The sequence below is a fragment of the Odoribacter splanchnicus DSM 20712 genome, from assembly GCF_000190535.1.
In the GTDB taxonomy this organism is placed as follows: Bacteria; Bacteroidota; Bacteroidia; order Bacteroidales; family Marinifilaceae; genus Odoribacter; species Odoribacter splanchnicus.
On sequence record NC_015160.1, the window covers coordinates 3,375,874 to 3,389,683 of the forward strand.

General features: G+C 43.3%; 13 protein-coding genes. 9 read left to right on the forward strand and 4 right to left on the reverse strand.

All coding sequences use genetic code 11. From position 1 onward, the window contains the following. Nucleotides 1-212: 212 nt before the first annotated feature. The 4 genes from ODOSP_RS14230 (at nucleotide 213) to ODOSP_RS14245 (ending at nucleotide 5,717) form a co-directional block, all read left to right on the forward strand. A complete protein-coding gene (locus ODOSP_RS14230) occupies nucleotides 213-1,472 on the forward strand; it encodes a phosphoglycerate kinase (protein ID WP_013613002.1) in 1,260 nt (419 codons plus the stop codon). 119 nt (nucleotides 1,473-1,591) lie between these two features. Further along, on the forward strand, nucleotides 1,592-2,692 hold the full coding sequence (locus ODOSP_RS14235; protein ID WP_013613003.1) for an alanine racemase: 1,101 nt from the start codon (nucleotides 1,592-1,594) through the stop codon (nucleotides 2,690-2,692). Between the two features lie 6 nt (nucleotides 2,693-2,698). Continuing rightward, complete coding sequence (locus tag ODOSP_RS14240; protein WP_013613004.1) at nucleotides 2,699-3,280, forward strand: Crp/Fnr family transcriptional regulator; 582 nt, start codon at nucleotides 2,699-2,701, stop codon at nucleotides 3,278-3,280. Nucleotides 3,281-3,380: 100 nt separating this feature from the next. Next, entirely contained in the window at nucleotides 3,381-5,717 is a 2,337-nt protein-coding gene (locus tag ODOSP_RS14245; RefSeq protein WP_013613005.1) for a beta-glucosidase, read from the forward strand. A gap of 187 nt (nucleotides 5,718-5,904) precedes the next feature. Here ODOSP_RS14245 and ODOSP_RS14250 read toward each other — a convergent pair whose 3' ends face one another. The 3 genes from ODOSP_RS14250 to ODOSP_RS14260 form a co-directional block, all read right to left on the reverse strand. Continuing rightward, a complete protein-coding gene (locus tag ODOSP_RS14250) occupies nucleotides 5,905-6,324 on the reverse strand; it encodes a MarR family winged helix-turn-helix transcriptional regulator (RefSeq protein WP_041556885.1) in 420 nt (139 codons plus the stop codon). A gap of 134 nt (nucleotides 6,325-6,458) precedes the next feature. Then, entirely contained in the window at nucleotides 6,459-7,133 is a 675-nt protein-coding gene (locus ODOSP_RS14255) for a potassium channel family protein (protein WP_013613007.1), read from the reverse strand. Between the two features lie 307 nt (nucleotides 7,134-7,440). Then, nucleotides 7,441-9,249, reverse strand: coding sequence for a TrkH family potassium uptake protein (locus ODOSP_RS14260; protein ID WP_013613008.1), 1,809 nt, complete (start codon nucleotides 9,247-9,249; stop codon nucleotides 7,441-7,443). A gap of 339 nt (nucleotides 9,250-9,588) precedes the next feature. Here ODOSP_RS14260 and ODOSP_RS14265 point away from each other — a divergent pair, with 339 nt between their 5' ends. After that, a complete protein-coding gene (locus tag ODOSP_RS14265; protein WP_041556887.1) occupies nucleotides 9,589-9,768 on the forward strand; it encodes a hypothetical protein in 180 nt (59 codons plus the stop codon). Here ODOSP_RS14265 and ODOSP_RS14270 read toward each other — a convergent pair. Then, a complete protein-coding gene (locus ODOSP_RS14270; RefSeq protein WP_013613009.1) occupies nucleotides 9,758-10,126 on the reverse strand; it encodes a DMT family protein in 369 nt (122 codons plus the stop codon). The two genes, ODOSP_RS14265 and ODOSP_RS14270, sit on opposite strands and share 11 nt — an antisense overlap. A gap of 195 nt (nucleotides 10,127-10,321) precedes the next feature. Here ODOSP_RS14270 and ODOSP_RS14275 point away from each other — a divergent pair, with 195 nt between their 5' ends. From ODOSP_RS14275 to ruvB, 4 genes are all read left to right on the forward strand, one after another. Beyond that, on the forward strand, nucleotides 10,322-11,161 hold the full coding sequence (locus tag ODOSP_RS14275) for an AAA family ATPase (protein WP_013613010.1): 840 nt from the start codon (nucleotides 10,322-10,324) through the stop codon (nucleotides 11,159-11,161). Nucleotides 11,162-11,216: 55 nt separating this feature from the next. After that, nucleotides 11,217-11,582: a four helix bundle protein gene (locus tag ODOSP_RS14280; protein WP_013613011.1), complete on the forward strand. Its 366-nt coding sequence runs from the start codon at nucleotides 11,217-11,219 to the stop codon at nucleotides 11,580-11,582. A gap of 82 nt (nucleotides 11,583-11,664) precedes the next feature. After that, nucleotides 11,665-12,639 (forward strand): DUF4435 domain-containing protein, encoded by a 975-nt coding sequence (locus tag ODOSP_RS14285; RefSeq protein ID WP_013613012.1) that lies wholly within the window; start codon nucleotides 11,665-11,667, stop codon nucleotides 12,637-12,639. A gap of 62 nt (nucleotides 12,640-12,701) precedes the next feature. Next, nucleotides 12,702-13,730, forward strand: a complete 1,029-nt coding sequence (gene ruvB, locus ODOSP_RS14290) for a Holliday junction branch migration DNA helicase RuvB (protein ID WP_013613013.1) — start codon at nucleotides 12,702-12,704, stop codon at nucleotides 13,728-13,730. Nucleotides 13,731-13,810 lie beyond the last annotated feature (80 nt).

A 13,810-nucleotide genomic window follows, 5' to 3' on the forward strand; every position in this document is an offset into this window, starting at 1 on the left:
ATTTACCATTCAGCAACTTTTACCCGGCAAAGTTAAGGATTTTTCCCGGATCACCGCCCGGAAAGCCGGTCTTTTATATCAATCGTTTGAGTATGATATTGAGTGGATTGTAATCAAAATATTTGGGTAGCAGATAAATTATTCCTAATTTTATCATCCCGAAACAACGGGGCATATGAATTGCTAGTTCATTAATCATTAATAATAATTTTATGCAGACGATTGACACTTACAATTTTCAAGGGAAAAAAGCATTGATCCGTGTGGATTTCAATGTACCCTTAAATGATAAATTCGAGATCACCGACGACACCCGTATGCGGGCGGCTATTCCTACGATCAGGAAGGTGCTTGCCGGCGGCGGTGCTGTTATTCTGATGTCTCATCTGGGACGTCCGAAAGGGGTTGACAGTAAATATTCGCTGAAACATATTCAGAAACATTTAGAAGAATTACTGGGACAACCGGTCAGATTTGCGGATGATTGCATAGGTGAAAGTGCCAAAAAACAAGCTGCTGAATTGAAACCGGGAGAAGTATTACTGCTCGAAAATCTGCGTTATTATGCAGAAGAAGAAGGTAAACCCCGTGGTTTGGCTGACGATGCCTCCGATGAAGAAAAAAAAGCTGCAAAGGCAGCGGTCAAAGAATCTCAGAAGAAATTTGTCGCCGACCTGGCTTCTTTAGGTGATGTTTGGATCAACGATGCATTCGGTACCGCCCACCGGGCTCATGCTTCTACCGCTTTGATCGCAAAATATTTCCCCAACGATAAATTATTCGGTTATGTGATGGAAGGTGAACTGAAGGCGGTCGACAGTGTGATGAAAGATCCGAAACGTCCTTTTACCGCTATCATGGGGGGATCTAAAGTTTCTTCTAAAATCGACATCATCATGAACCTGATGGATAAGGTGGACAACCTGATCCTGGGTGGAGGGATGACCTATACCTTCAAGGCTGCTTTGGGGGGACATGTCGGAAGTTCTATTTGTGAAGCCGATAAGCTCGATCTGGCGCTCGATATCATGCGTATTGCCAAAGAAAAAGGGGTTAATCTGGTATTGTCCGATCAGGCTGTCATCGCCGATGGTTTCAGCAATGATGCGAATACCAAATTGGCTGATCCCATGAATATTCCGGATGGCTGGGAAGGATTGGATATCGGTCCGGAGACTCGCGAACGTTTTGCTAAAGTAATCGAAGAATCCAAAACGATTCTTTGGAACGGTCCGGTCGGGGTATTCGAAATGCCCAAATTCGCCGAAGGTACCAGGGCTATTGCCGAGGCTATTGTGAAAGCTACTGAAAAAGGTGCTTTCTCTCTGATCGGTGGTGGCGACTCTGTCGCTGCTATCAACCAGTTCGGACTGGCCGACAAGGTCAGCTACGTATCTACCGGTGGAGGTGCCCTTCTCGAATACATCGAAGGAAAAGAATTACCCGGAATCACTGCTATCCGCGGAGAATAATCGTGACTTCGATAAAATAAATGAGCGTCCGTTGAAGTGCGGACGCTTTTTTTTATGTCATTAAGGTCGGATTTTTCAATTATATATTTTTACTTTTGTAGGAGTAAAACTAGTTTGTTATGAGCACGATGATTCAGGTAACAGAGCCGACGATGGTCCTCAATGAGGAAGTGTGTAAAAGTAATATTGCCCGGATGGCGGCCAAAGCGAAAGCAGCCAATGTGGTATTCCGGCCACATTTTAAAACTCATCAGTCCCGGGAAATCGGTGAGTGGTTCAGAGCGAGCGGAGTGGATAAGATTACCGTTTCTTCATTGAACATGGCTATGAAATTCGCCGAATGGGGATGGAACGATATTACGGTCGCTTTTCCGGTAAATTGTCTGGAACACGAGAAAATCAACGCTTTAGCAGCTAAGATTCGTTTGAATTTGTTATTGGTCCATTCCGAAGGAGCCCGGCAATTGTCCGAATGCCTGAAATATCCGGTAGGCGTATATCTGGGAGTAGATACCGGATACCATCGGGATGGGGTAGACGCCGGTAACTATGAAAAAATCGAACGGATCATGAATATCGTTGCTCCCGATGTGAATATCAAATTCGAGGGTTTCCTTACCCATGCCGGACATACGTATAATGCCCGTTCTAAAGAAGAAATTTTGCAGATTCATAAAGACAATCTGCGCATGCTTAAAAATATCAAAGAAAGATATATTGATCGCTATCCTCAGCTCAAGATTTCTTTAGGGGATACGCCTTCCTGTTCATTGGCCGATCGTTTTGGTGTGGCCGATGAAATTCGCCCCGGAAACTTTGTTTTTTATGATGTAACACAATTGAAAATCGGTTCCTGCGACTGGTATAATATCGCTTTGGCAGTGAAATGCCCGGTGGTGGACATCAACCGGCACCGGAATGAGGCGGTGATTTATGGGGGGGGAGTACATTTTTCTAAGGATAGGATCGATCGTCCCGGTAATCGTCCGCTTTATGGGATGGTTGCTGAAAACCATAACGATTATTGGGGAAATATTATTTCGGGTGTGGAATTGGTGTCCTTGTCCCAGGAACATGGCGTAATGCATTGTACGGACGATTTTCTCGATCGGCTTCATGTCGGGGATGTTGTCACCGTATTGCCTGTGCATTCCTGTATGACGGCCGATCTGATGAAAATTTACCACATGAACGACGGGAAAACTGCCGCCCATATTTAAAGCATCATGGAGGATAAAATTAAAGTTGCCGGTGAAATAGCAGCTCATACTTATCCTTTGAGTGAAAAAAGCCTTTGCCGTTTGGCTGCTATCTTAGAACCACGGAAATTATTGAAGAATGAATTATTTCTGAAAGAAGGCGATGTCGCACGTTCGATGGGAGTCGTCGAACAAGGGATGGTGAGGCAGTTTTACCGGAAAAAAAATCTGGAGATTACGGAGCATTTTACATACGAAGGCCATCTTTTCGTATGTCTGGAAAGTTTTATTCGTCAGATCCCGGGACAATTTTATGTTGAGGCACTCGAGCCTACTCTGATCTATGAAATACCTTACGGGCCTTTTCATGAACTCATGCAACAGGATCCCGAAATTTTGCGGGTATATTGTACCATCCTCGAAAGTTCGTTAATCATTTCCCAACATAAAGCGGATGCCCGCAACCGGCATTCTGCTTTCGAACGTTATCGGCGTCTGGAGTTCGAACACCCTCAGATCGTCCGGAGGGCTCCTCAGATTCATGTGGCTTCTTTTTTGGGGATGAGTCCTGAAACCTTAAGCCGGATACGGGCTGGTAAGATTGCTTGATACAGATCAAGAAATGTCCTGCCGGAAAGTATTTCAGTATCGAAAACGTTGTAAATCGGATCGAAATACAGAATTTTGCACTGTTTTTAAATCTTGTGCTATGATAAAATACTGTATTTTTTCTATTTTTTGTTTTCTTCCCTTTTTGATTTGGGCGGATGAGTTACCCCAACTGGGTAAGGCTCCTTTGGAAAAAGTGATTCAGGCCATGACGGTCGACGAAAAGATCCGGTTGTTGACCGGAACGGGTGAGGTGGCCGAAGATATTTTGGTTGCCGTGGGCGAAACCGATAAAATTGTGCCCGGTGCTGCCGGTACCACCTATCCCATTCTCCGGCTGGGTATTCCGGCGATGGTAATGGCCGACGGTCCTGCCGGACTTCGGATTTCTGCCCGGCGTGATAGTTGTCCGCGAACATTTTATTGTACTGCTTTCCCTGTAGCTACTTTGCTGGCTTCGACCTGGAATACGGATTTGGTACAACAGGTCGGGCAGGCCATGGGTAACGAAGTGCTCGAATATGGTTGTGATATTTTATTGGCACCTGCTCTTAATATCCACCGGAATCCTCTGTGTGGCCGGAATTTCGAGTATTATTCCGAAGATCCTTTCCTGACAGGTAAAATCGCAGTAGCTATGGTAAAAGGTATTCAACAAAACGGCGTAGGCACGTCTGTGAAACATTTTGCCGTCAATAATCAGGAGACGAACCGGATTGCTAATGATGCGATTCTCTCTCCCCGTGCGATGAGGGAGATTTATCTCAAAGGCTTTGAAATGGTGGTGAAGGAAGCGAATCCCTGGACGGTAATGTCGTCGTATAATAAGATCAACGGCGTTTATACCTCCGAGAGTTATGATTTACTGACAACGATTTTGCGTAAAGAGTGGGGATATCAGGGGATGGTGGTCACCGACTGGTTCGGTGGACGCGATGCCGTCGGGCAGGTCCAGGCTGGAAACGACCTGCTGATGCCCGGGAAAATTCGCCAGCAAGATAGTATCCGCCAGGCATTGAAGACAGGAAAACTATCTATGGCCGACGTCGACCGGAATGTACGCCGGGTGTTGGAGTTGATCCTGAAAACGCCCCGTTTTAAAGGATATCCCTATTCCGAACAGCCTGATCTGAAAGCACATGCTTCGGTTACCCGTGAAGCTGCTGCCGAAGGAATGATTTTGTTGAAAAATGATGGAAAAACGTTACCGTTGGCCGCTGATGTGCGTGATATTGCCGTTTTTGGAAATACTTCTTACCAGTTTATTGCCGGAGGTACCGGTAGCGGTGATGTCGAAGAAGCTTATTCTGTCTCTTTGGAAGAAGGATTGACCGGAGCCGGTTTTATCCTCGATAAGGGCTTGAAACAGCATTATTTGGATTATATCCGGGCTGAAGAGGCTAAAATCGATTGGAAGAAATACAACCACGTCACTCCTCCCCGTATCGTGGAATGTACTTTAGACGAAGGGTTGATCCGGCGAAAAGCCGAAGAAACGGATATGGCTATGATTACCATCGGCCGGAATGCCGGAGAATACAGTGACCGGAAAGTGAAAGACGATTTCGAGCTTTGTGCCGACGAACGGGAAATGCTGGAAAAGGTAACCCGAATCTTTCATCAGGAGGGTAAAAAGGTAGTCGTCATCCTGAATATCGGGGGAGTGATCGAAACGGCTTCCTGGAAAGACCGGCCCGATGCAATCCTGTTGGCTTGGCAGGGGGGACAGGAAGGTGGAAACTCGGTGGCCGATATTTTATCGGGCAAGGTGAATCCCTCCGGTAAGTTACCGATGACTTTCCCTGTCCGTTATGAAGATGCCGCTTCCTCTGAAAATTTTCCCCTAATCGGCGATGAGGAAGCTCTCGATATTTACCGGGAGTTTTATACCGGGCCTAAAGGTACCGACCGGCCGAATATCGACTTTACCCGATATGAAGAGGGGATCTATGTCGGTTACCGTTATTTCGATAAATATCGGGTAGATGTTTCCTATCCCTTCGGTTTCGGCTTGTCGTATACCGGATTTACTTATAGCAAACCTCGGTATTTGCGTACAGAACAAGGATATGAATTTTCCTGTACAGTGACCAATACCGGAAAGATACCGGGAAAAGAAGTGGTACAGTTATATATCGCCGCTCCCGGAAAAACAATGGTTAAACCACAGAAAGAACTGAAAGCCTTTGCCAAAACGAAAATATTGGCTCCCGGAGAGAGTGAGGTCGTTCGGTTGGTTGTCGGTTTGTCCGAACTGGCGTCCTTCGACGAGCAAGCTTCCTGTTGGGCAGTTGAATCCGGTCGCTATCTGGCTATTTGGGGGAGTTCTTCCCGGGATTGCCGTTTAAAACAATCTTTTACGCTTCGGCAAGCCGTGACGGGTGAAGAGGTGCATCGGGTTTTATTACCCGTACGACAACTCGAAGAGTTGTATTGAGTTCGACGGAGAAACGGGCCTGCCGTTTTTGGTTTTTCGTTTACTTTATTACCTTTGCTGTGATAATGAACGTTTTATTAGTTGAATAACATAATTTTATAACATTCCCGAATCGGAAAATTATTCTGTTTCTTTATCGGATTATTCCTTGGGTTTTCATCGTTTATTCTAATAAACCGTCTGATTATCAGTTTCCTTTCAGGGCTTCACAATAACGATGAATTCCGTGTATTACGATTTCAATTTCCTCGTCATCCAATACCTCCAGTATTTTGGATATCGTTTCATTAATCGAATCTGTTGCTTCTGCAAGCCGGGACTCCCCTGCTGCCGAGAGGGTGATCACTTTCCTCCGTTTGTCCTTTTCATCCTGATAGATATCCACCAAGCCGGCTTGGACTAACTTTTTTATATTTCTACTCATCGTAGAATGTTCGACATGAAGAAAATCTGCTAATTCCTGAATAGAAAGACTTATATTGTTCTTTATATGATAGAGGATATGCCGCTGACTGAATGATAAGCCCGCACGATGTTTGAATAAACCCAATTCCTTGACCAGTTCATAGTTCAGTTGGCGGAGTATATCGATATAGTTTTGCATCATGTCGTTAATAAAGGTGTTTTTATATATGTATCAAACATGGATCTTCTCTCTGCAAATATATGTATTATGCATATAAATCCAAATAAAGTTTGAAAATTTAACACAAATAATTTAAAAAATCCAAATTTTCCGGCTCAATTGCGCGAAAGTACCCGGAATCGGTTGCGTTTACCGAAAAGAATAAACACATCGTTGGCGTTGACCACAAAGTCATCGGATACTTCTTCGAGAAGTTCCATGCGTAAATACCCCTTTTCTTCATCCCGGTCATAATGTTTTATAGCGATTAATTTGAGCGAGAAATCTTTTTCCAGTTTGATATCTCCCAGTCGTCGTCCGACAAAAGCAGGGGGAAGCTTCATTTCATAAATATAATAATCCGGTGATACCTGATAAGAATAGATTAATGTAGTTAATTCGGTTTTTGTTGCGAAAAAATCGGCATATTCTTTTTCGAGTTGAATGATTTCCGTTATACCCATTGCTTCCAGAACCGTTTTATGTAAGGTAGAAATAGCCCGGACAATAATACGTTTAGCTCCGTTTTGTTTAAGAATAGCCACGGTCAGTATAGAAGCTCCTGCATCCTTACCTAACGAAACGATATTCAGGTCTGCATCTTTCAACGGTAAATTGCGGGCAGCCTGTTCGTTGTTGAGGTTCAGGCAGATCGTATTTTTAATACTATCTTTATATGCATTCACTTTATCTATATCTTTATCGACCCCGATAACTTCATATCCCATGGCCGTCAACCGTTGAGCCAGCGCCATCCCGAAATTCCCCAAACCGATGATAATACATTTCATAACAAAAAACAAAAAACAATAAGCAATAGGCTAAAGGCTATAAGCTAAAGGCTAAAGGCTAAAGGCTATAGGCTATAAGCTAAAGGCTAAAGGCTATAGGCTATAAGCTAAAGGCTATAAGCTAAAAGTAAAAATGAATAACAATAATGTCTACGTATATTTTAAAAATGAGTTCCTTTTCTTTTCCCCCTTTTAGCTTCCTCCTTTTCTTCTCCTTGTCCCTCGTTTCTTGCCTTTTTCTTTTCGCTTTTCGCCTATAGCTTTTCGCCTATAGCCTTTGGCCTTTAGCTTATAGCCTTTCGCCTTTTTAAACAATCACATTCTCCTCCGCATAAGTATAACTTTGTGAACTTTGCCGGGGAATAAGTCCTGAAAGTAAAGTGATCAATCCCACTCTACCTACGAACATCGTCAGGCTGATGATGATTTTTCCGGCCGTATTCAACTGGGAGGTAAAGTCGAGGCTAAGGCCTACGGTACTTATCGCCGACGTTACTTCGAATAAAATTTGGGTGACCGATCCCTCCGGTACCCAAAAAGCCACCAGGCAGGTGGCGGTTCCGATCCACAGGATAGATAATAATATGATTGCATGAGCCCGTCGCACGTTTTCCGATGGGAGTTGACGTTTAAAAATTTCGATTTTTTCTTTGCCTCTCAGCGTATTGATGATATTCTTCAACGCAATAGTAATCGTTGTTGTTTTTATCCCCCCGCCGGTAGATAAGGGCGAAGCGCCGATCCACATCAATAGGAGAGTCAGGAACCAAGTCGACGGCAGGAGAGAAGTCAGATCGACTGTATTAAAACCCGCAGTGCGGGGAGTCACTGCACTGAAGAAAGACACCGCCAGCTTTCCTCTTAATGGAAGCCCTCTCAGGCAATTGTTGTTTTCAGACAACCAGAAGAGTAAAGTTCCTCCCACAAGGAGCAGTAAAGTTGCCGTAATGACAATACGGGTAGTGGTATTCACAATTCTTACATGCGACGGCATACGCTTCGAAGAGCCGGTAAGCCGGTAAAAAAGGTTTCTGACTTTATGATTTACCAGTTTACCGTAATTGAACAGGATGGGAAACCCGATCCCTCCCAATATAATCAGGGTGGCTATCCAGCACTGTAAGCCGTATAAATCCCGGATACCCGGATGGTACAAATTGCCCGTTAAAGTTGAAAAGCCGGCATTGCAAAAGGCCGATACGGCATGGAAAATAGCAAAAAATATCTTATTCGGTATAAGGGAGGGGGAGAGATCCCGGATCTCCCACCACAAGATCCAGGCTCCGATAGCTTCCACGATAATCGTCGTGAAAAGTGTGTAGAAAAGAGTTCGGAAAATATTATTCATCGATTCCTCGCTCAGGATATTTTTTAAAGCCATTTGATCGTTAAAAGAGGTTTGGGTGAAAAAAGACAAAGCGATAAAACTGGTGAAAGTCATGACCCCGATCCCTCCGATTTGGATCAGCAAAAGGAGAACCACCTGACCTGTTGTAGTAAAAGTGGTGGCCGTATCGACAACCGTCAGGCCCGTAATACACACGGCACTCGTAGAAGTGAACAGGGCATCGATAAAACTCAGCGATCCATGATGCGCTTTCGGTAACATAAGCAGGAAAGCACCTGTCAGGATGATGGCCAGGAAACTGTAGACAAACGTCATTTCAGGTCTTATATGCCGTTGTAATCCCGTAACTACCACTTTCGAGAGATGGATGATGCTTATAAACAACAAGAGAATATGGGTCAGGATATGATCTGTTTTTTGTAACCAGTTGTCGGTGGGAAAATGAGCCGGTGTTTGGGTCAGGATAACGAATAACAAAAGTGCTAATACGATAATCTCTATCCAATATCCTTTCTCTTGCCAGATCTCTTTGGGATCCAGAAAGATCGTTGCGATACTGCCGAAAAAGAAAATCCGGATGATGATATTGAATCCCTCTGTAACGTATCTTTTCCCTGCCTCACTGATCGCATAACCGTATTCGTAGGCCATCAGTACGATCGTTGCCACTGAAGCGAGGATAAATAAAATACGGATCAGCTGGACGGTCGCTTTTTTCAGGATACGTCGGAGATTGTTGAGTTTATATCTGAATTCGGTAGAAAACATATATACTGGGATTTAATATAAAATGAACGGGATTATATCAGAAAGGTTTTCTTCCGGAATTGTTTTTCTTTGTCAAAATTTGAATGAGTATATATTATTACGTCATTCTTTCTGCTTTTAATCTATAGCTCTGTTTTTTTTGTTCTTACGGTATGGGGGAAAAACAGATCGTTTTATTGAATTCTGTTGCATTTAATTACCGGGTGCGTTTTTCAAGATCCTGATCAACTTTTTGAATAATGCCATAAAATTTACTGAACAGGAAAGTATCTCGATGGGATACTGCCTGTCCGATAACCGGGAACTTTATTTTTAGGTCAAAAACCGGTATTCGGCCGTTTGGTCAGACTCGATCCTTTTGTTCAGGGGATAGGTTTGGGATTGGCCATCTGTGAAATGATCGTCCGGAAAATGAAGGCCGGATCGGTGATGACTCCCAACCCGGCGAAGATGTCGAATTTTGGTTTACCTTACCGTATAAACCTGTCCAACCCTCCTGAAAATAGGCTTATTTCATAAATACAAAATATACGGCCATTACCAGACATACTCCCGCTGCCAGGTGATTCCATTTTAATGTTTCTCCCTGAAAAAAGATCATCGTGAAAATGGCAAAAATGATAAGGGTAATCACTTCCTGGATCACTTTCAGCTGAACAAGTGTAAACGGTCCGCCATTGCCTTGAAAACCGATACGGTTGCCTGGGATTTGGAGCGAATACTCGAAAAAAGCCATTCCCCACGATATCAGGATAACACCGATGAGCGGCCAGTTGTTGATCACTTTCATCTCTTGCAACTTTAAATGTCCGTACCACGCAAAAGTCATAAAGATGTTCGAACAAACCAGTAATAAGACGGTATATAACCCTTTCATAGATTCAGGTAAAAATTAAAACTAAAAGATAATGAATTGAAATCGTTTCAAGTGCCGCAAAATTATATCTTTTCTGATTTACTTATTCTTTTTTCTCATCTGTTTTTCATTTTTGTTTTCTATCTTTGTTGAAGGGTCGATTGTTGCGGCTTGCTCTTTCCACCCTTTTACATTTTTACCTTTTACTTTAAAGTTATGTCGAATACGGTTCATAGTATCGAAATCCGGAATCTCTGGAAGAAATACGATTTTTTTTGGGAGAATCTCAATCCCGATGTGAATATATTGATTGGAATCAATGGAAGCGGTAAGACGACCTTATTCAATATCATCGATTCCATCATGATGGCTGATGTAAAACGATTGAGAATTTACGGTGTCGGGGTAAAGATTACCATCGACGATTATACCGTCGATTTCCAACAGAAAATGACTGCAGGAGAGTTGAAAACTGCATTGAGAAACGTAAAATATCAAAAAATCAGTACTTTCGACGTTCCGTTCCGGGACCGGCCGAAAGCCGGTAAAGAGTATAGCCAGTTATATAACGAGCTGCATACTATTGTATACGATATCGGCGGGTCCAATCCTTCTTTCTCGGATTATCGGTTGAAAGCGACTAATTTCCCTGAAGAAGCCGGCCGGATTAATCAACGCATCAAAACACTTTTTGAGACGGTCGACCGGCTTTTTGCCAAAACACAGAAGACCATTCAAATCGATCCGCATACCAATCATCTGATCTTTATCGACGATGGAGAAGTGATACCGCTTTACAAACTATCATCCGGGGAAAAGCAGTTGTTGCTGATTCTGATGCGTGTATTCCTGATGGAAGAACAGCCTTACATCCTCTTGATGGACGAACCTGAAATATCTTTACACATTGAATGGCAATATAAATTATTCGAAGAAATCCGCCATCTGAATCCCAATTGTCAGATCATCACTTCCACCCATTCTCCCAGCCTGTTCGGCGATGGTTGGGGAGATAAGCTGGTATTTGTGGAAGACTTGATAAAGGTAAAAAGCTAAAAGCCAGAGGCTATAAGCGATAAGCTAAAGGGTGGAAAGTTAAAGTAGAGAAGATATGATACCGTTATTAAAAGATAAAAGTTATTCTTTTGCTGTTGAAATTGTACGCCTGGTTCAGTACTTACAGCAGGAAAAGAAGGAGTATGTGCTAAGTAAACAAATTTTGAAAAGTGGTACGTCTATCGGGGCATTGATTCATGAAGCCGTTTTTGCTCAAAGTGATTCGGATTATTTAAATAAGTTGGCAGTGAGCTTAAAAGAAGCGAATGAAACGTTGTATTGGTTGAATTTATTACGGGATACCGATTATATTCATATTGATTTATATGAAAAATTAGCTGAAATTGTTAAAGAATTAATAGCACTTTTAGCTTCGTGTGTAAAAACTTTGAATAACAGACTAAAGTCAAAAAATAGTTAATAGTACTCAGCCTATAGCTCTTTGCTTTTAGCTTTTAGCCTATAGCTTTTTGCTTATTTTTTAACTTTTTACTTTATATTTTATGTTTGGTGCTCGTGCTGAGAATCCCTCTCGTGCTTCGCATTTTGCTAATGCGGCACGGCGTTTTGCTCTGGATGCGAAAATGTTTCGCTGTAGGGCGGCTGTACATGTTGAAAACAAAGACGATATTGCTTTCTGGGGAGCTGTACTGAAACATTTCCGGCCGGACGATAAGTTTCACTTCATTTCCGGTTCACGGAACGAATATGGACGGGAGACTTGTGGAGTTACCCAATGTTTGAAATATTTTGATTTCCTGAGTCCCGATTTCTTCATTTGTATCGACAGCGACTATCGTTATTTGTTGAGGGAAAGAAAGATTGATGTCAAACATTTCGTGCTTCAAACTTACACCTACTCTTTTGAAAACCACCACTGCTTTGCCGATGGCCTCGACGATGTGTGCAGCAGAGTCACCCACTTAAAAAATACGGTATTCGATTTCCGTCGGTTTCTGAGTGACTTTTCAGCCATCCTGTACGATCTTTTCATATGGCATCTTTACTTTCAGAATGCCGATCCCGTGCTTTTCAGCCAGTTCGAATTCGATGCTTACATCAGCTTGTCCAATTCCAAAGCTTTTCCTTTGGTATACGACAACGGGGCCCGGGCGTTGGATGAACTACGGATGAGAGTCGAAAGAAAAATCAATTACCTCGGACGTAAATATCCCCATGCCGATCTGGCTATTGTTCGTGAAAAATACCGCGAATTGGGATTAAAACCCGATAACGTGTATTTCTTTATTCGCGGTCACAACCTGTACGATTTGATTTCGATCGTATGTAAAGAAGTTTGTAAGGCTATGCTGCGCACAGCGAAGAAAAACAAAGTTGTCACCCACGATATGGTCAGTGAGTTGTATCGCAGACGTAACAATCTCGACTACGAATTGCGACAGAACATAAAATACGGAGCTTATTTCCCGATCCGTAAACTAGAGCAGGATATTCGGGAGTTTTTGGGAGAAAATTGACCGGTGCTTTGATAGCACTATTAGTTTTCCTATTTTTGGATGAAAATCTGTAAATACGAACCATGAGTGAATTCGATATAAGAAACACCGATTTAAAAGAAACCGAAAAAGAGTTCGAGAGGGCTTTAAGGCCGTTGAATTTCGGCGATTTCCAAGGTCAGAAAAAGATTGTCGAGAATCTCGAAATCTTCGTGCGGGCTGCAAAGATGAGGGGCGAATCGCTGGACCATGTCATCCTTCACGGGCCTCCCGGACTGGGGAAAACGACTTTATCCGCCATTATTGCCAACGAATTGGGGGTAGGCATCAAAATTACTTCCGGACCGGTACTCGATAAACCCGGAGATTTAGCCGGACTATTGACCAACCTGGAAGAGAACGACGTGCTCTTCATCGATGAAATACATCGTTTGAGTCCTGTGGTCGAAGAATACCTGTATTCTGCTATGGAAGACTACCGCATCGATATTATGATCGATAAAGGACCTGCAGCCCGTTCGGTACAGATACAAATCAATCCGTTTACCTTGATCGGCGCTACTACCCGTAGTGGGTTACTGACCGCTCCCTTGCGGGCTCGGTTCGGTATTAATTGCCATCTGGAATATTACGATACCGACATCCTTTCCGGAATCATTTCCCGTTCTGCCGCTATCCTGAATGTGGGGATTACCGGTCAGGCTGCTATGGAAATCGCTTCCCGGAGCCGGGGTACACCCCGTATCGCCAATGCATTGCTGCGCAGAGTGCGCGATTTTGCAATGGTCAAAGGTAATGGAAGCATCGATCGTGACATCACCCGTTATGCACTCGAAGCATTGAATATCGATAAATACGGGCTGGATGAAATGGACAATAAAATCCTGCTCACCATTATTGAAAAATTTAAGGGAGGACCGGTGGGCCTGACGACGATTGCTACTGCTGTCGGCGAAGATGCCGGTACCCTGGAAGAAGTGTATGAGCCCTTCCTGATCAAAGAAGGGTTTATCAAGCGTACTCCGCGCGGTAGGGAAGTGACCGACTTGGCTTATAAACATTTGGGGAAAACCCGTAGAAATGACGGTGGGGAACAAATGACGCTTTTTTAAGGGCATAAGGGAAAAAACAAAGGGAGAAAACTAATATTTTAACATTTGTTTTAGAGACCTGCCACAGAGCGAATTTAACA